The sequence below is a fragment of the Arthrobacter sp. YC-RL1 genome, assembly GCF_001454985.1.
Lineage (GTDB): Bacteria > Actinomycetota > Actinomycetes > Actinomycetales > Micrococcaceae > Glutamicibacter > Glutamicibacter soli.
The window spans coordinates 591,673-613,674 of the sequence record NZ_CP013297.1 but is presented as its reverse complement, the minus strand read 5'-3'; the positions used below and the strand labels follow the sequence as shown (position 1 = coordinate 613,674).

At 64.4% G+C, this 22,002-nt stretch carries 21 protein-coding genes and 1 riboswitch; of the genes, 7 read left to right on the top strand and 14 right to left on the bottom strand.

Annotated elements, in window-relative coordinates:
- Positions 1 to 2: 2 nt before the first annotated feature.
- From ATC04_RS19190 to ATC04_RS02780, 3 genes are all read right to left on the bottom strand, one after another.
- Positions 3 to 986, bottom strand: coding sequence for a phospholipase D family protein (locus tag ATC04_RS19190; protein ID WP_152666897.1), 984 nt, complete (start codon positions 984 to 986; stop codon positions 3 to 5).
- Between the two features lie 291 nt (positions 987 to 1,277).
- Positions 1,278 to 2,336, bottom strand: coding sequence for an FUSC family protein (locus ATC04_RS02785; RefSeq protein ID WP_052772509.1), 1,059 nt, complete (start codon positions 2,334 to 2,336; stop codon positions 1,278 to 1,280).
- A complete protein-coding gene (locus tag ATC04_RS02780) occupies positions 2,333 to 2,716 on the bottom strand; it encodes a MarR family transcriptional regulator (protein ID WP_052772510.1) in 384 nt (127 codons plus the stop codon). The genes ATC04_RS02785 and ATC04_RS02780 overlap by 4 nt, the downstream gene beginning before the upstream one ends.
- A 335-nt stretch (positions 2,717 to 3,051) precedes the next feature.
- Positions 3,052 to 3,150: riboswitch (glycine riboswitch) on the top strand.
- Between the two features lie 322 nt (positions 3,151 to 3,472).
- Here ATC04_RS02780 and cycA point away from each other — a divergent pair.
- A complete protein-coding gene (gene cycA, locus ATC04_RS02775; protein WP_047120231.1) occupies positions 3,473 to 4,966 on the top strand; it encodes a D-serine/D-alanine/glycine transporter in 1,494 nt (497 codons plus the stop codon).
- 88 nt (positions 4,967 to 5,054) lie between these two features.
- On the opposite strand, the gene ATC04_RS02770 is transcribed toward cycA, so the two are convergent.
- Positions 5,055 to 6,584: a GMC family oxidoreductase gene (locus ATC04_RS02770; protein WP_047120232.1), complete on the bottom strand. Its 1,530-nt coding sequence runs from the start codon at positions 6,582 to 6,584 to the stop codon at positions 5,055 to 5,057.
- Positions 6,585 to 6,815: 231 nt separating this feature from the next.
- Here ATC04_RS02770 and ATC04_RS02765 point away from each other — a divergent pair, with 231 nt between their 5' ends.
- The gene (locus ATC04_RS02765; RefSeq protein ID WP_047120233.1) at positions 6,816 to 7,379 is read left to right on the top strand and encodes a dihydrofolate reductase family protein; all 564 of its coding nucleotides are present in this window, start codon (positions 6,816 to 6,818) and stop codon (positions 7,377 to 7,379) included.
- Between the two features lie 95 nt (positions 7,380 to 7,474).
- Here the strand turns inward: ATC04_RS02765 and ATC04_RS02760 are convergent, their stop codons facing one another.
- Positions 7,475 to 8,923, bottom strand: coding sequence for an amino acid permease (locus ATC04_RS02760; RefSeq protein ID WP_047120234.1), 1,449 nt, complete (start codon positions 8,921 to 8,923; stop codon positions 7,475 to 7,477).
- Between the two features lie 440 nt (positions 8,924 to 9,363).
- On the opposite strand from ATC04_RS02760, the gene ATC04_RS19685 reads away from it, so the two are divergent.
- A complete protein-coding gene (locus ATC04_RS19685; RefSeq protein WP_052772511.1) occupies positions 9,364 to 9,690 on the top strand; it encodes a 4a-hydroxytetrahydrobiopterin dehydratase in 327 nt (108 codons plus the stop codon).
- A 9-nt stretch (positions 9,691 to 9,699) separates the two neighbouring features.
- Here the strand turns inward: ATC04_RS19685 and ATC04_RS02750 are convergent, their stop codons facing one another.
- Positions 9,700 to 10,671 (bottom strand): EamA family transporter, encoded by a 972-nt coding sequence (locus ATC04_RS02750; protein WP_052772512.1) that lies wholly within the window; start codon positions 10,669 to 10,671, stop codon positions 9,700 to 9,702.
- Between the two features lie 129 nt (positions 10,672 to 10,800).
- Here ATC04_RS02750 and ATC04_RS02745 point away from each other — a divergent pair, with 129 nt between their 5' ends.
- Positions 10,801 to 11,349 carry a CGNR zinc finger domain-containing protein gene (locus ATC04_RS02745; protein ID WP_047120235.1) on the top strand — a complete coding sequence of 183 codons (549 nt, stop codon included), beginning with the start codon at positions 10,801 to 10,803 and terminating at the stop codon, positions 11,347 to 11,349.
- A gap of 97 nt (positions 11,350 to 11,446) precedes the next feature.
- Positions 11,447 to 11,755, top strand: coding sequence for a hypothetical protein (locus ATC04_RS02740; RefSeq protein WP_146955966.1), 309 nt, complete (start codon positions 11,447 to 11,449; stop codon positions 11,753 to 11,755).
- A gap of 16 nt (positions 11,756 to 11,771) precedes the next feature.
- Here the strand turns inward: ATC04_RS02740 and rraA are convergent, their stop codons facing one another.
- From rraA to ATC04_RS02710, 6 genes are all read right to left on the bottom strand, one after another.
- Positions 11,772 to 12,248, bottom strand: coding sequence for a ribonuclease E activity regulator RraA (gene rraA / locus ATC04_RS02735; protein ID WP_047120237.1), 477 nt, complete (start codon positions 12,246 to 12,248; stop codon positions 11,772 to 11,774).
- 88 nt (positions 12,249 to 12,336) lie between these two features.
- Complete coding sequence (locus tag ATC04_RS02730; protein ID WP_231736049.1) at positions 12,337 to 13,734, bottom strand: amino acid permease; 1,398 nt, start codon at positions 13,732 to 13,734, stop codon at positions 12,337 to 12,339.
- A 205-nt stretch (positions 13,735 to 13,939) separates the two neighbouring features.
- On the bottom strand, positions 13,940 to 14,239 hold the full coding sequence (locus ATC04_RS02725; RefSeq protein WP_047120238.1) for a hypothetical protein: 300 nt from the start codon (positions 14,237 to 14,239) through the stop codon (positions 13,940 to 13,942).
- Positions 14,240 to 14,277: 38 nt separating this feature from the next.
- Positions 14,278 to 14,892 (bottom strand): DUF308 domain-containing protein, encoded by a 615-nt coding sequence (locus ATC04_RS02720; protein ID WP_160309103.1) that lies wholly within the window; start codon positions 14,890 to 14,892, stop codon positions 14,278 to 14,280.
- A gap of 119 nt (positions 14,893 to 15,011) precedes the next feature.
- Positions 15,012 to 16,241 carry an alpha-hydroxy acid oxidase gene (locus ATC04_RS02715; protein WP_047120240.1) on the bottom strand — a complete coding sequence of 410 codons (1,230 nt, stop codon included), beginning with the start codon at positions 16,239 to 16,241 and terminating at the stop codon, positions 15,012 to 15,014.
- Positions 16,242 to 16,297: 56 nt separating this feature from the next.
- Positions 16,298 to 17,611 (bottom strand): MFS transporter, encoded by a 1,314-nt coding sequence (locus tag ATC04_RS02710; RefSeq protein ID WP_047120241.1) that lies wholly within the window; start codon positions 17,609 to 17,611, stop codon positions 16,298 to 16,300.
- A 150-nt stretch (positions 17,612 to 17,761) separates the two neighbouring features.
- Between ATC04_RS02710 and ATC04_RS02705 the strand changes: the two genes are divergently transcribed.
- Positions 17,762 to 18,403, top strand: a complete 642-nt coding sequence (locus tag ATC04_RS02705) for a GntR family transcriptional regulator (RefSeq protein ID WP_047120242.1) — start codon at positions 17,762 to 17,764, stop codon at positions 18,401 to 18,403.
- Positions 18,404 to 18,413: 10 nt separating this feature from the next.
- Here ATC04_RS02705 and ATC04_RS02700 read toward each other — a convergent pair whose 3' ends face one another.
- The gene (locus tag ATC04_RS02700) at positions 18,414 to 19,754 is read right to left on the bottom strand and encodes an MATE family efflux transporter (protein WP_231735892.1); all 1,341 of its coding nucleotides are present in this window, start codon (positions 19,752 to 19,754) and stop codon (positions 18,414 to 18,416) included.
- Between the two features lie 144 nt (positions 19,755 to 19,898).
- On the opposite strand from ATC04_RS02700, the gene ATC04_RS02695 reads away from it, so the two are divergent.
- On the top strand, positions 19,899 to 20,759 hold the full coding sequence (locus ATC04_RS02695; RefSeq protein WP_231735891.1) for a hydrolase: 861 nt from the start codon (positions 19,899 to 19,901) through the stop codon (positions 20,757 to 20,759).
- Between the two features lie 50 nt (positions 20,760 to 20,809).
- Here ATC04_RS02695 and ATC04_RS02690 read toward each other — a convergent pair whose 3' ends face one another.
- Entirely contained in the window at positions 20,810 to 21,997 is a 1,188-nt protein-coding gene (locus ATC04_RS02690; RefSeq protein ID WP_047120244.1) for an MFS transporter, read from the bottom strand.
- Positions 21,998 to 22,002 lie beyond the last annotated feature (5 nt).

Genomic DNA, 22,002 nt, shown 5'->3' with positions numbered 1-22,002 from the left:
GATCAGCCATTCAAAGCGACGTCTTCATGCGCCAGCTCCGGAAACCAGACCCTGAGCAGATTGTCGCGCTGGGCACCTTTGAGCTCCATGAAGCCCGAACTTTCCTCCAGTTCCTCCATCAGTTCACGAAACGAATGATTCTCAAAATCGTAGCGATTTTTCATTCCGGATCTGGCGTACGACCGTCTGTGCTTGATCTTCTGCTGCATTATCTGACCCTTGCGAGAAGGGTCTGAATCCATCGCGATTTCAGCGCTGTCAACGTACATGGGTGCCCTGACAGTAGACTCGTCACAGAAAATTACGATGTCCCCCACCTCAAAAGGCTCACCTAACTCGTTGCTCTGCGCAACACTCAGGCTAAAACCTGTTTCTCTTGACCTGCCTTCGAGCAGCGCCGATTCCTCATCATCCGTAAGATCAGATCCCACATCTTCCACGAGATAAACGGGGCCCAATGCCCAGGGAAATCCAGTTACTTGTGGTGCGGGGTTATTGACCCCTGGAATCCCCGTTTCGGGCTGCGGCGCTTCGTCAAAGATTCTCTTTAGCTCATTGAGTTTTTCTTGATTGAGCTTAAAACCGTTCTCCGCGATTTCACGTTTAACGAAATCTCTAATCTGTTTTCGATCTTGCAGCCCTTTGGTAATTACTACAGCTTCAGAGGAGCGTGTTGAATTAGCCGAAGCGTTGGCTGATCCGACAACTGCATGCTGATCGGTCGCAATCACTTTCGCATGGAGTCGATCCGAGCTGTACACAACAACACCACGTTTAGTGAATTCTTCCAGAGCGTACGGGTTGGTTGCATGGGAACGGACACAGCTATCTTTCGCGTTGACCAGAAGGACGTCAGATTCTCCTAGCGGAAGTAGGTCAGGAGCGTCCTGTCCAATAAAAGAAATTGCAGCATAAGTTCTTCCTGCACTCTCGACTACCGCGGTAATTTGCGACCAGACGTCGCCAGCATGAAAATTCAATGTCATGGGGTTAATTCAAACACGCATGATCACCCGGCTTGGACTAGAACAAAGCCAACCATAGATCATTCTCCATCTACTCAAACGCCCTCTAGCTTGCAGATTCTAACGATTCAACTTGCGACAGATCGCGTGCCATGTACCTAAGCGCCACTTGGGCCCCAAAATAACGAAGCATCCTTCTTGGAAAGGATAAAAACTATGCAGACGAGTCCCAATGAATGCATGAATTTTCTTCTAGCTTGTTTAGCAAACGGGGCTTAGCGACAGTTAAAATGACCTGATGCGCAACCAACATCATGAGTTGGTAGTCGTGCTCAGTGCTTGGACTTCGCCGCTGCGCATTCGGAGGACGATGCCGATCGCCACGCTCAGCGCCGCACCGGTGGCCGCCCCGAGCACCGTCATGGTGACCCGGTCAACCAGCAGCACCATGGGATCCTCGGGGCTGGCGAGGTGCACCATGAGCAGCGCGACCATAGTCATGAAGACCATGCCCACCGCGTAATTGCGCAGGATGACGACCTCGATGCAGAACTGGCCGACCAGCGCCACCGCAAGCAGCACCCAGAGATTGGGTTCGAAGACGAACACGGCCCAGGTCAGCAGCACGCCGATGCAGGTTCCGACGCAGCGTTGCAGGGCCCGGGCAACCCGGCTGTGGACGGTTGCCCCCATCACCCCGGAAATTGCGCCAAGGCTCGCCCAGTACCAGTGGTCTCCCCCAAGAAGATAGGCCACGACACCGGCCAACAAGACGGCGATGCCCATGCGCACGGATTCATGGACCGATTTCTCGGTCGGCGCCCAGGTGGGTTCCGCCTTCAGCGCGGCCGCCAGTCGGCCGCGTCGGGCCGACAGCCCGAGCATGACCAGCAGGCTGAACAATGCGGTGCCCGCACCGACCAGCAGCACCCCGATGAAGCTTTCGCCGCTTGCCGGAACCGAGAGGCAGGCACCGCCGGCGAACACCGCAAAGATCGGTCCCGGCGGAAGCCAGCGCACCCCGCGCGACACCAGATTGGAGCCGAAGGCGATCACGGCCAAGACAAGTGCATCGACGATGAACGGCGTCTGGAGAAAGGAGAACAGCGTGCCCAGCAGCATGGATGCTACCTGCACCGCGCCGCAGCTGAGCTGCTGCCAGAAGCGGACCGCGTAGTTGTCGTAGCGGCCGAAGACTGCGCAGAAGGCGCCGAACCCTGCATACATCGCCCAATCCATCCGTCCCAGGCTGGCGAGGATGAGCAGCGGCACCGCCAGGCAGAACGTGGCCCGGGCCGCGGGCCGCAACGCCGGCATGCGCGGGGCGACGGCAACGCTGTGCTTCCAGATCTGTTGTGCGTGGGCAATCACGGGCGAGCTTCCTCCTCGCTGGCGACTACCAGCTGCAGCAGGCCGCGCAGCTGGTCGCGCTGGGCCGCATCCAGCACGCTGTAGATCTTCTCCTCGCCTTCGCGGGCCGCTTCGACGGCACGGTCCGCAAAACGACGCCCTTCAGCGGTCAGCTCGATGAGCCGGCGGCGGCGATCCGCCGGGTCCACGGTGCGCTGCAGCGTACCGTGCGCTTCCAGCCGGTCGAGGTAGGCGACCATATGGCCGCGGTTGATATTGGCCCGGTCGGCCAGGTCGTTCTGGTACATCGCGCCGGACTCTTCCAGTGCGCTGATGATCGTGAAGTGGTGGCGCGTCAGCCCCTCGGCGTCCATGAGCGCACCGAGCGCCGTGGTACCCACGCGCCCAACCCGGGTCGCCAGATAACTCAAGGAGTTCCATTGGAATTGGGGCGGTTTCTGTTCATTCACCCACCGAGAATATCATTTCACAATGAAATGATTTCATAGCGGGACAGATTGCCTCCCCGAACGCGACCCAGGGGCGGGAACCTGGGGTCTCATATTAAGCGTTGCGCCGTTTCAAACTTTAAGCCACAAGACGGAATTGAAACGCACTTGTCAATAAGGATTTTCGAAAGGACCTTTTGAGGCTTTACGACGATTTTCCGGCAGATTCAATTTGCATCGCTTCACGTTTCCAAGGCATACTGTGATGGCAGTCACCAAACAGCCATTGATGCGTGGCGGGAGAGCCCCGTCCTGAACCAAGGGCGGGCGCCGTAGGAGCAATTCCTCCCCGGGAAACTCTCAGGCCCCCGTACCGCCACGAACAGGCACATCTGGAAAGTAGCGCGATGAAGGTCGCGCTCACCGAAGGAGCAGGCTTCGCCCAGTATTCGGCGCGAAGTGAAAACTCTCAGGTACGCAAACAGATTGGGGAGGAACATCAGAACAGTGCCGCACTCGCGGGCACGCCCATGATGCTCCCCCGTGGTCGCGGCAGGCACTTGCTTTGAGCGCTTGAGCCTTATGCGGCCGAAAACAGGAGAACACCACGATGCGCGTGTTCGAAGGTAGCGCTGTCCGCGGACAGGCCCACCAGCTTGTCCCGGATTGCGTCGGGTGCGGGATCCCCCACTCCCGGAAGGCGCCTGAATGAGCTCAACCAGCTCTGCCCCCAAGCTCGAACGCGGACTCTCCAATCGCCATATCCAGCTCATCGCAATCGGCGGCGCCATCGGCACCGGCCTGTTCATGGGCTCCGGCAAGACCATCGCCGTCGCCGGCCCCTCGGTCATCTTCGTGTACATGATCATCGGCTTCATGCTCTTCTTCGTCATGCGCGCCATGGGCGAGCTGCTGCTGAGCAACCTCAACTACAAGACCTTCGCCGACTTCGCCGGCGACCTGCTCGGCCCCTGGGCCGCCTTCTTCACCGGCTGGACTTACTGGTTCTGCTGGGTTGTCACCGGCATCGCGGATGTCGTGGCCATCGCGCACTACGTCGCCTTCTGGTGGGGCGACCTGCCCCTGTGGATCCCGGGCCTGGCCTGCATCGCCCTGCTGCTGGTGCTGAACCTGAGCACCGTGAAGGCCTTCGGTGAAACCGAATTCTGGTTCGCCCTGGTCAAGATCATCGCCATCGGCGCGCTGATCGTGGTGGGTCTGGCCATGGTCATCACAGGCTTCCAGCACAACGGCATCAGCTCTTCCTTCTCCAACCTCTGGGCACATGGCGGCATGTTCCCGAACGGCGCCATGGGCTTCGTGGCCGGCTTCCAGATCGCCGTGTTCGCCTTCGTGGGCATCGAACTGGTCGGCACCACCGCGGCCGAGACCAAGGACCCGGAGAAGACCCTGCCCAAGGCGATCAACTCGATCCCGCTGCGCATCCTGTTCTTCTACGTCGGCGCGCTGCTGGTGTTGATGATGGTCGAGCCGTGGACGCTGTTCTCCGCCGAGGAATCCCCGTTCGTCGGCATGTTTACCCTGGCCGGGCTGGCCGGCGCCGCGGGCATCATCAACTTCGTGGTGCTCACCTCCGCCACCTCCAGCGCCAACTCGGGCATCTACTCGACCTCGCGCATGCTGCGCGGCCTGGCATTGGAAGGCGACGCCCCGAAGAAGTTCGAGCGGCTCTCCTCCCGCAAGGTGCCGCGCAACGCGCTGATGTTCTCATGCATGTTCCTGCTGGCAGGCGTCGCGCTGCTCTACAGCGGCGACTCGGTGATGGCGGTGTTCACGCTGGTGACCACCATTTCAGCCCTCTGCTTCATGTTCGTCTGGTCGATCATCCTGCTCAGCTACCTGGCTTATCGGGCCCGCCGCCCGCAGCTGCATGACGCCAGCGCCTTCAAGATGCCCGGCGGACGGTTCATGCCGTACGTCGTGCTGGCATTCTTCGTCTTCATCCTGTGGGCGTTGACCACCCAGGCCGACACGCTGGTCGCGCTGATCGCCACCCCGCTCTGGTTCATCGGGCTGGGCATCGGCTACCTAGGGGTCCGCCGCGATCCGAAGCACGAGGCGCTGCGCCTGGCCCACGCCGGCAAGGTCGCCCACGAGCGCCGCGAGGCGGCCGCCTACCGCAGCACCGTGTCAGCCGGCGCAGCCCAGGCCGAGAAGGCCAAGGAAAGCATCGACAGCTAGCGCCTTTGGGCAACCATCGAGGGCCTCGCAACGTCACGGGATGACGGTGCGAGGCCCTTGGCGTCAGCACGGGAGAACAGGCCGGCGGCTACCGGCTCGCGGCCAGGTCTTCCAGCAGGAACTTCGCGCCGAGCTCACCGATCAGCACCGCCGGGGCGTTGGTGTTGCCGGTGGTGATGCGCGGCATAATGGACGCGTCGATGACCCGCAGGCCCTTCAGCCCGTTGAGCTTCAGCCGCGGATCCACCACCGCCTGCGCGTCGACGCCCATACGGCAGGTGCCCACCTGGTGGTGGTAGGTCACCACGTTGTTGCGGATGTAGTCCTCCAGCGCCGCGTCGTCCTGCACCTCGGCGCCCGGATAGACCTCCACCGCTCCCCAGTCCCCAGCCAGCGCCGGCTGCGCCATGATGTCGCGGCACTGCTTGATGGAGAACAGGAACGCGTCCATGTCCCGCCGGTCATCCAGCGCGTTGAGGTCGATGCGCACCGGGTCGTCCAGCGACGGCCCGGACAGCGTCAGCTCGCCGCGGCTGTGAGGGGCAATGATGCCCGAGTGCAGGGTGAATGCCGTGCCTTGAACCGGTTCCATGCCCGGCGAGTACATCGGCACGGAGAAGAAGATCGGCTGGGTGTCGGGCACGTCCAGATCCTCCCGCGACTTGGCGAACAGGTGGGTCTGCGACACCGAGATGCCGGTGCGCGGCGCCGGGATGTCCTTGGCAGTGGTCTGCCCGATCACCGGGGCCAGCAGGTGGTCGTGCAGGTTCTTGCCGACCTGCGGGGCATCCAGCAGCGGAGCGACGCCGGCGGCCTCCAACTCCGCCGAGGGGCCGATGCCCGAACGCAACAGGATCTGCGGGGAGCCCAGCGCGCCGGCGCTGAGCACCACCTCGTCCGCGCGCAGCTCGTGCAGCTGCCCGCCGCTGCGGTAGCGCACGCCCACCGCCGCGCCGTCCTCGACCAGCAGCGAGTGAACCTGTGCGCCGGTGATGATCCGCAGCTTCTCGCGCACCGGCTTCAGGTAGGCCTTCCAAGTGTTGATGCGTTCGCCGTCGACGATGTTCACCTGCTCCTGGGAGACGCCTTCCAGGGATTGGCCGTTGTAGTCCTGGTTGTGCTCGACGCCGGATTGCACTGCGGCCTCGATGATCGACTGGTGGATCTCGTCCAGCGGGTACTTGTCGACCACGGGAAGCAGGCCCGCGCCGCCGCGCAGCTCGCTGGCGCCTCCGGAGAAGTTCTCGATGTCCTTGTAAACCGGCAGGACGTTCTCCCAGGCCCAGTCGGGGCTGCTCACGCTGGCCCAGTGGTCGAAGTCCTGCGGGGCGCAGCGCACCCAGATGGTGGCGTTCAGCGCATGCGAGCCACCCATGACCTTGCCGCGCGGCAGGTGCATCGGCTTGCTGGCGGTGCCGTTCATGGGCGCGGTGTAGTAGTCCCAGTCGTCCTCGCTGTGCCACAGCTCCCCCATGCGCGAGAGGTCGTGGATGGCGGGGTTGGTGTCCTCGTTGCCTGCCTCGAACAGGGTGACGCTGGCTCCGGCGTCCACGAGCCGGCGCGCGACCACCGATCCGGCCGAACCTGCGCCTACGACAATGACGGTTTTGTTCTCCACAATTCCCCTTTTCTCCCGTGCAGGCCAGCGCCGATGTCGGCTCCAGGTGTTGGCCGTGTCACACATATCGAACCTAGTCTGCTACGGATTCGGGATTTAGGGATTGGCCTGCAGCGCACGCGGGTTGGCTTCCAGCGCAGGACGGGTCCCATGCTGGCAGTGCGCTGCAGGCCCTTTCCAGCGCGCCCAGCGGTGCGTACCGTGGAAGCAACTTCGAAAGAGGCGGCGGCAATGCGCAAGGTTACCTATTCAATGTCCATGTCCATGGACAGATTCATCACCGGTCCGGATGGCGGAATCGACTGGAGCGTTCCGGGTGACGACATCTACCAGGCCTCCATCGACGAGGCGAAGAATCTCGGTGTCCAGCTCATGGGGCGCAAGCTCTACGAGGTCATGCTGTACTGGGAGACCGCCGCGGATAACCCGGAAAGCACAAAGCTGGATCTGGACTGGATCGCACTGTGGAACCCTCTGCCCAAGGTCGTGTTCTCCCGCACGCTGAATGAAGTGCAGGGCAACGCCCGGCTGGCCACCAGGTCCCTGGGCGAGGAGATCCAGTCGCTGAAGGCGCAGGGAGGCGACACGGAGATCGCCATCGGCGGGGCGGACCTGGCCGCCCAGGCGGCGCGGCTGGGACTGATCGACGAATACCGGATCAACCTGTTCCCGATAGTGTTGGGCGGCGGGACCCCCTACTTCGCCCCGGGCCTCGCCCGCACCAATCTGGAACTGCTCTGCGCCCAGGAGCTCAGCGGCGGGGTCATGCGTCTGTGCTACGAGGTCAAGCGCTAGGAGCCGCGCACACCCGAGCGCCGGGAACTGCGCATGAAATACGTGCAGGGCGCGTCCGCGAACGGACGCGCCCTGCACGCAGTGCCAGACAAACGCTACTTCTTGCGTCGTGCCCTGACGACTTCGAGCACCTTTTCTTCGGCGTCGACACCAGCGGGGATGCCGCCGGGGACCTTGAAGAAGAACAGCGCGCCCATGGCCCACCAGATCGCGAAGATCAGCCACGGCTGCCAGGTCAGCTGCGCCGGCATGCCGGGCATGTAGAGGCTGAACAGGCCGAAGGTCAGCAGCACCGAGGCCCAGCCGATGACCTCGCCAAAGCGGCCTTCGCCGCCCACGCGCAGCGGGCGGTCCATCTGCGGTTCCCGGCGGCGCAGCAGCAGGAAGGTCACGGACACCAGGAAGTAGGCGATGATGATGCTCGGGGCACCCGAGTCCACCAGCCAGCCCAGCATGCGTTCGCCGAAGAACGGGGCAACCAGCGAGATGCCGCCGATGAACAGCAGCGCATTGTGCGGGGTCTTGTACTTCGGGTGTAGGCGGGCGAACCAGTCGGGCAGCATGCCGGAGCGGGCCAGCGAGAACACGAGACGGGACGCGCCCAGCAGCAGGGAGTTCCAGGAGGTCAGAATGCCCGCGATGCCGCCGGCGATCAGGATCTTGGCCATCAAATCCGAGTTGAACAGCGCGCCGAAGGCGTCGGCGGTGGCGATGTTGGCGTTCGCCAGATCCGCGGCCGGCATCGCCGAGGCGGTGGTCAGCACCACCATGACGTACCACAGGGTCGCCATGATGACAGCAATGACCACGAGCTTGCCGATCTGCCGCGAAGGGATCTTGACCTCTTCAGCGGACTGCGGGATCACGTCGAAGCCGATGAACAGGAACGGCACGGCCATCAGCACCGTGAAGAAGCCCTTCATGCCCGGGGTGAACCATGGCTCCATGTTGGCGGTTTCGCCGCCGGTGACCGAGCCGAAGATCATCAGCAGGCCGATGGCCAGCAGGAAGATCACGGTGAAGGTCTGGACCACGCCGGCCTGCTTCACGCCGCGGATGTTGATCCAGGTGATCAGGATGCCGGCCAGGACGCCGACCAGCGCCCAGGTCAAGTGGACCTCGAAACCTGCAATGGTCCACAGCGGGATCTGGCTCATGCCGGGGAAGATGTATTCAACGGTGCGCGGGAACGCCACGGCTTCGAAGGCCACGATCGTGACATAGCCGCCGGTGATCGCCCAGGAGCCGATGAAGGATGGACGCGGGCCAAGCGCACGCAGGATGAAGTTGTGCTCGCCGCCGGCCTTGGGCATGGAAGCGGTCAGCTCGGCGTAGGTCAGGCCGACCACGGCCATAATGCCGCCGCCGACCAGCACAGCGACGATGGTTCCCAGGGTTCCGGCGCTCGAAAGCCAGCCGCCGGTGAGGACCACCCAGCCGAATCCGATCATTGCGCCGAAGCCAAGGGCCAGGGCATCCCAGTTGCCCAAGGTCTTGGCCAGGGACACCTGTCCCGGATCCTTATTTGTACGTGTTGTGGACAACTTCGTCCCTTTCAGTCAAGCATGTGATGGCTCAGTCAAGCATGTGATGGCGTTGGAACACCGCCAAGAATCATCCCGTGACTGATACACCCCAATCGGCCAAAGTCACGGATTATTCGCCACCAAGCGACCAGCGGTAGAAAAGAATCGATGAGCGGGCCGATGTATTGGCCATGGAACGACACCAGAATTGGCCAGCCGTCGATCTCATGAGAGAATATTCGTCACTCATTTGTACTCATCCTCAGTCAGGCCCGGCGCGCCGGCCCCGGACGGCGGCAGCAGCCGTGGTTTTCCGGCACCCGAATCCCGGTGCACCCGCTTCGTCCTGTGCAATGTCTGACACCTGTTGGCTTCCGGGGTGGACCCATGCCACGATGACCCGAAAAAGGGGCGTCGCGGCTCCTTGGAGCAGCGACATTGTTTTCGGAAGGATCGCCATGACGGAAACCGGGCCGTTGCCACGCGTGCAGGTGTGGCAATTGATGGATGAACTGCAGGATTGGGAACTGGGCGAAAGCACACTGGCTGTCAGCTATCGGTTCGACACAACCGCCACCGCGCTGGAATTCATCGCGGTCATCGGGCTGGCCGCCGAACAGCTCAACCACCACCCGACCGTCGACTGGCGCTACGAGTCCGTCCACGTGGGGATCTCGCTGCGCAGCGTCCACGGCATCGCGAAGCGGGACTTCGACCTGGCCGCCCGGATTTCCGAGGAAGCCGCAAAGCTCGAGGGGCTGGCGGTCGACGACGCCTCCCGCTGACGGTTCGGGCTACAGCCGGGCGCTGCGCAGCTCGTCGACGCGAACCAGCACCACGCCGCCGACAATCAGCAGCCCGCCCAGCAGCTGCACCGGGCCGGGAAGCTCGGAGAGCAGCAGCCAGGCCCACAGCACCGCGAACAGCACCTCGGTCAGCGAGATGAAGCTGGCGACCTTCGAACCCAGCGCCCGCGCCGCCATCACGCCGGTGGTGTAGGAGAAGACCGTGGAGATCAGGATCAGGCCGATGAGCGCAAGCCACCACGGGGTCTCGTAGCCGGCGAATGAACCGGTGCCGGTGGAGAACTCCATGGGCAGGATGCCGAAGGCGGCCACCGCGACCATGGACAGGGCGCCGATCGCCATGCCTCCGGCGGAGAGCATGATCGGCGGCAGCGCTCCATCCACCCGGGCGCTGATGAAGAAGTACACGGTCAGCCCAACCGCCGCGCCCAGCCCCCACAAGACGCCGATCGGGTCGATGTCCGAAGTGCCGGTCAGGTCCAGCACCGCCACCAGGCCGCCCAGGGCGAGCAGGGTCCCGGCAATCGTGGCCACCGACGGGCGCTTCTTGTGGCGCACCCACAGCACCAGCACGATCAGCACCGGAGCCAGGTACTCCAGCAGCAGTGCCACGCCGACATCCAGTCGCTGCACCGCCAGGAAGTAGCACAACTGGCAGGCGCCCACGCCGAAAAGGCCGAACAGCAAGATCGACACCCAGTTGGTGCGCAGCAGGGTCCAGCGGCCGCGCATGGCCAGCATGGCCGGGATCGCCAGCACCAGTGCCGCGCCCGCCATGCGCGCGGTCACCGCGGCGACCGGCGACCATCCAGCTTCGAAGAGCCCGCGGGCGAAAGTTCCGGAAATGCCGAACGCCGCCGAGGACGCCAGCGCAATCCAGACTCCGCGGGCGGAGTTGGAAACGCGCGGGGCAGCCGTGCGCAGGGCAGGGGAATCCAGCGGTTCCTCAGGGTGAGTCATCAAGTGTGCGGTGCTTTCAAAGAACTTCCGCCGGCTCGATGTCGATCCGGCGGAGATGGGACATATGTTCCAGACGATACGGTTAGGCTTGAAGCACAGTCAATCCGCTAGCTCGTTCAGGACTGAATTATGACTTTTACGCCCGATATCGAAGCCTCGTTGAAGGTCATCGTGAACCTCTTGAACACCGAGGTGCAGATCGTTGACATGCTTTCCAGCGTGGCGGACCTGGACGAATTCCTGGACTCGCAGCATTTCACCGCGGACCGCGCCCACAACCAAGCGGAGCTGCGTTCCATCCGGCAACTGCGCTCGCAGCTCAAGAGCATCTGGACGGCCTCCGAGGAAGATGCGGTGTTCCGCGTCAACCAGATCCTGCGTACCGCTAACGCCCAGCCGCAGCTGATCAAGTCCCCGAAGCGCGGCTACAAGCTGCATGCGACCACCACGAGCAGCCCGCTCTACGACCGTTTCGCGGTGAATGCCGCCATGGCCTTGGCCGAGGTCATTCTCGCCGGCGGGCTGGAACGCCTGCGCATCTGCGCTTCCACCGACTGCAAGAACGCCTTGCTGGATCTCTCGCGGAACCGTTCAAAGCTGTACTGCGATGCGGGAAACTGCGCCAACCGGGAGCACGTGCGGGCCTACCGCGCCCGCAAGGCTTCCGTCGGCAAATAACTTCGAAATTTGGGGATCCCTATTCGCCTTTGGCGATGCCGAACTCTAAGATGAAGACATACCCGGCACGCCGAGTGTCATGTCGAAAGGACAGGTCATGACCGAAGAAACACATGCATCCTCCGGCTTCGAGGCACGCTTGGAAGCCGTCAAGACCGGCCCGTTGCGGGCCGCAGGACGCTGGGTCGTGGCCCTGGCCTCCGCCACCTTGGGCGACGCCGAATTCGAAGCCAATGAACCGCAGGTAGTTGTGCATTCCCGGTTGGATGATTCCGTGCTGCTCAGCCTGCATACCTCAAGCCTAGAGGAAGCCGAACGGCTGATCGTCCAGATCCGCGAGGACCTGGATTCGATGACCATCGAGGAGTTCAAGAACGAGTGGCTCCCGGCCAACGACGACCACTGATCGGCCCGGCCACGTCCTAGTGCTGGACGAGGATTCCGTCGATGTCGGCGTAGACCATGGCTCCGGGGCGGATCTTCACGTCCCCGATGCTGATGGTCTCGTCCACGGTGCCGTGGCCGCGCTTCACGGTCTTGCGCGGGTTGCTCCCGATCGCCTTGATGCCCAGCTGCAGGCCGGCCAGTTCGGCGCGGTCGCGCACTGCGCCGTGGATGATGATGCCCGCCCAGTCGTTCGCCTCGGCGTTCTTGGCGATCATGTCGCCCAGCAGCGCAAAACGCAGCGACCCTCCGCCGTCCACCACGAGCACCGCGCCGTTGCCCGGGAAGCTCAGGGTTTCCTTGATCAGCCCGTTGTCCTCATGGCATTTGATGGTGCGGGCCGGGCCGTGGAATGACAGCCTGCCGCCGAAATCCTGGAACTGGACAGAGATCGACTGCAGGTCGTCCCCGTGCTGGTCGTAGAGGTCTGCGGTGCTGACTGGATCTTGATGCATGGGGTCCTCCCGGGCAAGGAATCGTAGGTATCCGACACCTGACAGCCTAGCCGCAGTTGCCCCGAAGCGCGGGGGCGGCCCCTGCGTGTTACTTCAGGCGGTGTTCCGCCTTGTAGTCGACCTCGGTCAGTCCGCCGAGCCGCGAATGGCGGCGTCCGTAGGCCAGGTAGATCAGCGCGCCGATGAGCATCCAGATGCCGAAGACCACCCAGGTAATGCCGGCCAGGTTGAACATCAGGTAGAGGCAGGCCGCAATGCCCAGCAACGGAACCACCGGGTACAGAGGCACCCGGAAGGTGCGCGGGGCGTCCGGCTGGGTGCGGCGCAGGTACATGACCGAGACGCCCACCAGGGCGAAGGCGAACAGTGTGCCGATGCTGGTCGCTTCGGCCAGCTGGCCCAGCGGAATCAGCGCCGCGGTCACCGCGACCACCGAACCGGTCACGAGGGTGCCGACCACCGGGGTGCGGGTTTCGGCGGACACCTTGCCGAAGAAGCGCGGGATCAGCCCGTCGCGGGCCATGGACAGCAGGATGCGGGTCTGGCCGTAGAGCACGGTCAGCACCACCGAGACGATCGCGACCACCGAGGCGAGCGCGAAGAAGAACGCAAGCCACGGCCGGCCGGTGATCTCGGAGACGATCTGCACCAGGGCGGCTTCGGATTCGCCGAACCATTCCCAGTTGCGCGCGCCCACTGCGGCCACGGCCACCAGCACGTAGATGGCGGTCACCAGGGCCATGGCGATCAGGATGGCGCGCGGCAGGTCGCGCTGCGGGTTCTTCGCTTCCTCGCCTGCGGTGGAAGCGGCGTCGAAGCCGATGTAGGAGAAGAACACCATCGAGGCGGCGCCGCTGACACCGGCGATGCCCATGGGCAGCAGTGGTTCGAAGTTTCCCGAGTCGAAGGCGGTGAAGGCGACGATCACGAAGAAGATCAGGATGGCGATCTTGATCATCACCATGACGGTGTTGGCCAAGGCCGACTCGCGGGCGCCGCGCACCAGCAGGAAGGTCGCAAGCACGACAACCAGCAGGGCCGGCAGGTTGACCAGCCCGCCATCGGCTGCACCGGCGGAGAGGTAGTCGGGCAGGGACAGGCCGAAGATCTCCAGCGTCTGGTTGACGTAGGCTCCGGCGCCGACCGCGACCGCCGCGGCGGAGACCGCGTATTCGAGCACCAGGCACCAGCCGCAAATCCAGGCGATGCCCTCGCCGAGCGTCACGTAGGAATAGGAATAGCTGGATCCCGAGACCGGGACCATGCCTGCCATCTCAGCGTAGGACACGGCCGAGAGCAGTGCGGTGATCCCGGCGATCACGAATGCGATCCAGGTGGCAGGACCGGCCTTGGGCACCGCATCTCCCAGGATCACCAGGATGCCGGTGCCGAGGGTCGCTCCCACGGAGATCATGACCAGTTGGAAGACGCCAAAGGTGCGTTTGAGCTGACCCATGCCTGCGTTGTCCGCCGCGTCTCTGGTCATTGCGGCAATGGACTTGCGTCGCATCAACTGGCGCCCCAGTGGGGTGCCGTCTTCGGACGTGCTCTTGCTGGTACTGCTCACTTGATTCCTTAGTTAGTGCACTGCACGTGCGCTGGGGCACGCTCGGCTCCACCAAACGACAAAGCGCCGGGACTTCCTCAGACGGACAGTCCCAGCGCGTCGCGACGCTTGGTCAAGTTTATTATCAGTCTTTTTTAAACTTCTTATCCGGGTTGGCCGAGGATCGATTCACCCCGGTGCCCTTGCCCAATTCCGGGTCGTTTTCCTTCGACGCCATGGTCAAGACGGAAATGACCAGCAGGCTGGCGACAAAGGCGATGCCGAAGCAGGCCAGTCCGACATCCAGTCGGATCTCGTTCTGCGATCCACCGGTCGAGGTGATCATGCCGACGCCGCCGGCGACGAGGGCCAAAATCAAAGAGAAGCTCAGCGGGCCCTTGATGGACTGGCTCCACGGCTGCTTCTTCTTCGGGTTGTTTCCCACCGGGAACTCCGTTTCTACTTTTGCTGAGGTCGTCAAGGCTAGTTGGTCCCGTCGGTGCCGGGATTCGAGGTGCCGCCGGTTTCCAGGCCGTCAGCGGCCTCGGGGGCTTTCATTTCATGTCGATGGCCGAAACCGGCGATCAGGACGAACACGGCGAGCACGATGGCGCCGCCGCCAATGACGCCGAACATTGCGTGGGCGTCCATGTTGAAACCAAAAATCGTCGCAGCGGCCAGAATCAATCCGACCACGCCGGTGACCAGCTGGTTGCGGAATGGCGGGAACTGGGCGCGCAGGGTGAAGAAGACGTACAGCTCGACCAGGCCGGTGACCAGGAAGGCGAAGGCGGCCAGGAGGCCGATCCACATGGTGGTGGTGGCGAAGATGGTGGCGATGCCTGCCATCAGCATCAGGCCGGCGCCCAGCGCGTAGGGGCCGCGCGACTTCTCGGGAGCGCTGTCCACGGTGACGTACTGCCACATGAACACGCCGGTGACCACAAGGAACGCCGCCGTCGAGTAGGACAAGACCTTCTCGTCGGCGCCCACCCAGAAGATGGACAGCAGCGCGTAGATCGCCGCAGTCAGGCCACGCAGCAATACGGGGCGGAAGACATCTTGGGCTTGAACTTGAGTGGTTTTTGGTGCTGGCACGCTTTCCATTCTACCGCCGATAGAACTATCCGCCACTTTGGCCGGGCTTAATCACACCGGCCCGCGAACCGTCCTTCCAAGGGGAGGTTCGCGGGCCGGCGACGCCGAGGCAATGCCCGCTAGCCGACGGTGGTGCGCCGGCGAATCAATTCGGGGGTGAGGTCCTTGATGCTTGCAGCTCCCATCAACTGCATGTTGACCTCTACTTCCTTGGCCAGCATCTCAATGGCGCGGGTGACACCCTGTTCGCCGCCGGCCATCAGGCCGTACAGGTAGGCGCGTCCGATGAGTACAAAATCCGCTCCGGCGCACAGGCTGGCCACGATATCGGCACCGGACATGATGCCGGAGTCCATGATGATCTCCATCTCCTCGCCGACTTCTGCGCGCACCTCGCCCAGGGCTTCGAAAGCGATCGGCGCCCGGTCCAGCTGGCGTCCGCCGTGGTTGGAAACAACCAGGCCGTCCGCGCCGGCGGCTTTCGCCTTGGCGGCGTCCTCGGCGGTGAGCACTCCCTTGACGAAGAGCTTGCCTTTCCACAGCTCGCGGATCCACTTCAGGTCCTCGAAGTCCAAGGAAGAGTCGAACATCGAGTTGATGATGGTCGGCAGGTCCGCCGAGGTATCGGATAGCGAGGCGAATTTCAGCGAATCGGTGGTCAGGAAGTTGAACCACCACTCTGGGCGGTAGGAGGCATCCAGCACGGTTTTCAGGGTCAGCTCCGGCGGAATCTTCATGCCGTTGCGGGTGTCGCGGAAGCGCTGCCCCGCCACCGGGGTGTCCACGGTGACCAGCAGGGTGTCGAATCCTTCGGCGGCGGCGCGCTCGACGAGCGCTTTCGACTTCTCGCGGTCCTTCCACAGGTAGAGCTGGAACCACTTGCGCCCCTCAGGGGCCGCCTGGGCGACCTCCTCGATGGAGCGGGTGCCCATGGTGGAGAGGCTGAAGGGGATCCCCGCCTTCATCGCCGCGCGCGAACCACCGATTTCGCCTTCGGAGTGCATGAACCGGGTAAAGCCGGTCGGAGCGATGCCGAAGGGCAGGGCCGAGTGCCCGCCGGCGATGGTGGTGGACAGGTCCGAATGTGCGGTGCCGTGCAGGATGCGCGGCAGCAGTTCCACCGAGTCGAAGACCCGGCGTGCCCGGTCCGCGGTGATCTCACGACCGGCGGCGCCATCCACGTAGTCGAAGGCCGCGGTGGGCGTGCGGCGCTTGGCGATCTTGCGCAGGTCCCAGAGGTCGGCGGCCGCTGCCAAGCGGACCGCGCGGCGGTCGGTGGATGGAACCTTGAACCTCATCAGGCTCACCAGTTCACCCAGATCCGGCAGTTGGCGCTTGAGGTTTCCCATGTCGTTGTTCCTTAGGTAGTACTCGTGGTTGGCAATGGTGGCGCGCGGGCGCCAGCCTAGTACAGCTGGCGTTTGGCCGCGCGGGTCCCCAGGTAGATGGCGATGACCGAAGACAGGCAGCAGGCGGCCAGGTAGGTGGCGGGCAGGGTGATCGAGCCGTTGCCCAGTTCCAGCAGCGCCGCGGCGATCAGCGGGGAGAGCCCGGCAACCAGTGCCCCGTTCAGCTCACGGGCGATGGCGATGCCGGAGAAGCGCACCTTGACCGGGAAGAGTTCGGTCAGGAACGCGCCCTGCGCACCGGAGGTGCACGGGATGATCAAGGCGTAGCCGGCGGCCACGGCCAGCAGGCCGAGCACGAACTGGTCGGTTGAGAACATCCAGAAGATCGGGAAGGCCAGCAGCACACCGGAGATGTTGCCGGCCGCCAGCACCTTGGAGGCCCCGAAACGGTCGGCCAGCCAGCCGCCCACCGGGGTCAGCAGCACCGAGACCAGCGAGCCGAGGGTGACTGCCAGGAGGGCCGACGAGCGATCCATGCCGGAGGAGACCATCAGACTGATCGAGAAGACCGCGATGATGTAGTTGACCGCGTTGTGCCCGGTGATGGCGAAGAACCCAAGGACGACCCGCGGGGTGTGGGATTCGAAGACCTCGCGCACCGGCAGCTTGGCGCTGTCGGCGTTCGCCTTCGCCGCGGCCATCGTCTTGGCGTATTCAGGGGTTTCCTCGAGCTTGTTGCGGATGTAGATGGCCACCACGAACAGCAGGGCTGAGATCAGGAACGGGATGCGCCAGGCCCAGCCCAGCAGCACCTCTTCGCCGGGAAGCGACACCGCGAAGAAGCAGATGGTGGCCAGCGCGATGCCCAGCGGAGGGGTCGAGAGGACCAACGAGGTGTAGAAGCCGCGCTTCTTGGGTTCGGCGTATTCGGCGACCAGCGTCATGGCGCCGGTCAGCTCTGCGCCCGCGCCGAATCCCTGGACCAGGCGGAAGAACACCAGCAGCCCCACGGCCCAGGCGCCCCAGGTCTGCGCAGTGGGCAGCAGCCCGATGCCCACGGTCGCGACGCCCATCAGGATGATCGACAGCAGCATCGCCGGGCGGCGCCCGTAGCGGTCGCCCAGGTGCCCGATGACCACACCGCCCAGCGGGCGGGCGACGAAGCCCACGGCGAAAGTGGCAAAGGCCGCAATGGACGCGGCGGATTCGCCGGCCCCGGAGAAGAAGAGTGGGCCGATCACCACGGAGGCGGCGGCGCCGTACAGCGCATAGTCGTACCACTCGATGGCGGTTCCGAACACCGAAGCGAAAAGTGCCCTGCGGCGGTTTCGCTGCGTCTGGGCGCTTGCAGCGTGCTGAAGTGTGGTCACGGAAGTGGTCTCCTTCGTCCGGATTTCAGCTGTGAGATTCCTGAAATATATTTCAATCCAGACTAAGGTGTTCTCGGGATCAAAAGTGAACTGGATCCCAAACATTACAAAAATTCCGGTCGCTGCGGGCACCGAGAAAAATGGGGACTCATGGCAGGTTCTATCTCCGAGCGACTGACCGTCACCTTGCGCGAGCGTATCAACAGCGGCGTCCTGGCTCCCGGCTCCATGCTCATCGAACCCGCGCTCGCCCAGGAATTCAACGTTTCCAAGACCCCGGTGCGCGAATCGCTGCGCCAGCTGACCAGCGAGGGACTGCTGCAGATCCTGCCGAAGAAGGGCTATCTGGTCCGCGCCATCTCGATGAACGACGTCTACGAAGTGCTCGAAATGCGCCTGCTGCTCGAACCGCATGTGTGCAGCCAGGTGGCCCGGATGCACAGCGCCCAGTTGATCCAGAGCCTGCAGGGGCTCCTGGACGACCAGGAGCGGCTCGCGGTCAGCGACCCGATCGCCTCGATGCATGCCGCCCGGCTCTTCCACAGCGAACTGAGCCATGCGGCGCGCAACTCCCGGATCCTCGCGGCGCTGGACACCTGCTTCGCGCAGACAGCCCGCGCCCACTACGTCCTGCCGGCCATGCAGCCCTACATGTCCCAGTCGGAAGAAATCGCCGAGCACCGCGCGATCCTGGCCGCGCTGGCCCGGGCCGATGCCGACGGCGCGGCGCAGGCCATGCGCTCGCACCTGGCTTCGATCCGCTCTGCCATGCTGGGACCTGCCCAGATCTGAAACCGCGGGATCAGGCGCCCAGGCGCATCCATGCGGTGCCGCGCGAACGCACGAACAGCGTCACGCCGCGCGACGCCATGTAGCCCAGCGAGAAGGCGATCCAGATCCAGACCAGCGCGCTGTGCGGGCCTTGGGCAAAGCGGTGCACCGCCCAGAGCATCGGCGCGTAGACGGCGAGGTTCAGCGCGCCGACCAGTCCCAGGTAGCGGGCGTCCCCCGCGCCGATCAGCACGCCGTCCAGCACGAAGACCAGCCCGCACAAAGGCTGCGCGAGCGCCAGCACCCACAGCCCGACGGTGGTCAGCGAGCGGATCTGCTCGTCTGTGGTGAAGACCATCGGGAACACCCATGAGGTCGCCAGCAGGAATACCCCGGTGGCGAGGCCGAAGTAGATGCCCCAGCGGCTCATGATCCCGGTCAGCTTGCGCACCTGCTGCGCGTCCCCGCGGCCCAGCTCCTTGCCGATCATCGCCTGCGCGGCGATGGCCAGCGCGTCCAGCGCGAAGGCCAGGAACGAGAAGACCGTGAAGACCAGCTGGTGGGCGGCCAGGGTCTGCTCCCCGGCACTGGTCGCCACCACCACGGTGAGCAGCAGGGCGGCGCGCATGGTCAGGTTGCGCAGCATCAGCCACGAGCCGACCTGCCCGGTGGAGATGAAGCCGGACCAGCTCGGGGCCAGGGGCACGTTTTCCCGGCGGATCCTCGGCATGATCATCCACAGGTACACCAGCGCCATGATCCACTGGGCGATGGAGGTGCCCAGCGCGGCGCCGGCCACGGACAGGTCCGCGCCGTAGACCAGGGCGAAGTTCAGCACGATGTTCAGGCCGAAGCCCGCGGTGGCGACCACCAACGGCGTTTTGGTGTCCTGCATGCCGCGCAGGATGCCGGTGGCCGCGAAGACCAGCAGCATGGCGGTCAGCCCGGGCAGCGAATAGCGGATGTAGTCGACGGCGAACTGCGCGGTCGCCCCTTCGGCGCCCATGCCGCGGACCACCGCCTCGGCGCCGAGATACCCGGCAATCGTCAGCAGCACACCCAGCGCAACGGCGAACCACATGCCGTCGCGGCCCGCGGCCATGGCCCGGGCCGGCTGCCCCGCACCGAGCGCCCGCGCCACGGCGGGGGTGGTGGCGTAGGCCAGGAAAATCATCAGGCCCACCGCGGTTTGCAGCACCGTGGTGCCCAGCGCGGCGCCGGCCAGCTCGGCGACACCCAGGTGTCCCACGATGGCCGAGTCGGCAATCAGGAACAGCGGTTCGGCGATCAGCGCGCCCAAGGCGGGCACTGCCAGTGCCAGGATCTGGCGGGATATGCTGCGGTTGGGTTCAACGGGCGTAGGTGAGCTCACCTGCTCAACTCTACGAAGCCCCACCCCCAATCTCCATTCGACGTCGCCCCGGCGCACAAATGGCGCGGCACCGCTATTCCACTGGTGTCCACCGCTGGGCATACTGGGGAGCATCAAACCCTGCCCCCGGCGAAAGGCAACCCGGTGATCCGAGATCATCCAGCAACCGCTGCTTCCAGCGATTCCGCACCGCATTGGCAATGCGCAGGATGCGCCGTCGAGTTCCCGCCCGGTTCCAAGCCCACCGGCCAATGCCCCATCTGCGCCGATGAACGCCAGTACATCCCGGGCGGAACCCAGCGCTGGGTGAGCACCGAGGAACTCGTCGCGGCGGGCCGCGACCTGGAGTTCACCACGCTGGAACCGGGACTGACCGCGGTGACGGCGCCGGAGGTGGGTATCGGCCAGAGTGGCCTGCTGCTGGAAACGGCAGCGGGGTCGCTGCTTTTCGACGTCCCGGGAATCATCACCGACGAGGCGGTCCGGCGGATCTCGGAGCGCGGTCCGCTGCGGGCCATCGTCGCCAGCCACCCGCACATGTACGGGGTGCAGCAGCAGTACAGCCAAGCCCTGGGCGACCCGCCGATCTATGTGGCCCGCAAGGACGCCGGGTGGGTCCAGTATTCCTCGAACGCAGTTGTCGAATGGGACGAACCCTTCGAAGTGCTGCCTGGAGTCTGGCTGCACCAGGTCGGCGGGCACTTCCCCGGAAGCACGGTGGCCCTGTGGCCGGCGGGAGCCGGAGGCCGGGGCGTCCTGCTGGCGGGAGACGCGATTTTCCCCGTGGCCGATGGCAACGTGACGTTCCTGCGCAGCTACCCCAACCGCATCCCGCTTTCCGCCGCGGTGGTGCGCCGGCTGGCGGCCAAGGTCGGCGAGCTGGAGTTCGACCGGCTGTACAACAACTTCTCCAGCGTGGTGCCGCGCGATGCCCACCGCATCGTCCAGTTTTCAGCCGAACGCTACGCGCGCTGGGTTGGCGGGCACTTCGACCACCTGACCTGAGCGGGAAGAATTTTATATTCTTTTCATGGAATATAATGGATTCCTGCTGGTCAGCGCGATCTCGCGGGCCTCAGGAAGGAGGCCAGGAGCATTGCCGCCAGCTGCAGTCCGCCGACGCAGAGCACAACCAACGGCCAGCCGTGGCCCATGAATGGGATGCCGATCAGCCAGCCGAGCAGCGAGGATCCGATGTAATAGAAGAGGTTGTACAGGCTGGCTGCCTGCGCTCGGGCCTGCGACGCGAGAACCGGCACCCAGCCGCTGGCCACCGCATGGGCGGCGAAGAAACCCGCGGTGAAGACCAGCAGCCCGGCGATGATCACGACCAGACTCCCGCTCAGCGTGGCGATCAGGCCGAGGACGCTGGTGAAGATGCTGCCCAGCAGGGTGTTTTTCCTGCCGAACTTGATGACCAGCTTCCCGCTGGCCACCGAGGTGTAGGTGCCGGAGAGATAGGCCAGGAACACCAGGGCGGCCAGCGAGGTTGGGATCAGGAACGGCGGGGCTTCAAGCCGGAATGCCAGGTAGTTGTACACGGCGACGAAGCCGCCCATGAGCAGGAAGCCCTGCGCGTAGAGCAGCACCATCCGTCCCCGCAGCGCTTGGGCGAACTTCGCTCCGATGGACCGCAGGTTCCGGTTGCGGATCGGTGTGAAGCCCCGGGCCACGGGCGCCTTGGCCAGGAAGAAGAGTGTCGCCAGCGCAGCCATCAGGCTGACCGCCGCGACGCCCCAGCGCCACCCGGCAGGTTCGCCCGCGAATCCGGCCAGCAGGCGCCCGGCCAAGCCTCCGAGGGTCGTGCCGGAAATATAGGTGCCGCTGGCCACCGCCACGGTTTTCGCGCTGACCTCGTCCACCAGATAGGCCAGGGCGCTGCCGGGCACCCCGGCCAGCGCGATCCCTTCGAGGAAGCGGATGGCCACCAGCCACTGAAAGCTCGGAGCCGCGGAGCTGAGCAGCCCCAGGACCACCGAGGCCACCAACGCGATGGCGATGACCCTGCGGCGCCCGATGCCGTCGGAAATGATGGCCCAGGGGGTGACTGCCAGCGCAAGGCCGAGGGTCGCGGCCGAGACCGTGAGCGCCGCGTCCGAGGAGGAGACCGCAAAGTACTCGGCGATAACCGGGAGCAGCCCCTGCACCGCGTACAGCTGGGAGAAGGTGGCGACACCGCCGGCAAAGAGCGCCAGCAGCATGCCCCGATAGGCGGGGGTGCCGGGTTCGTGGCCGCTGAACATCAAGA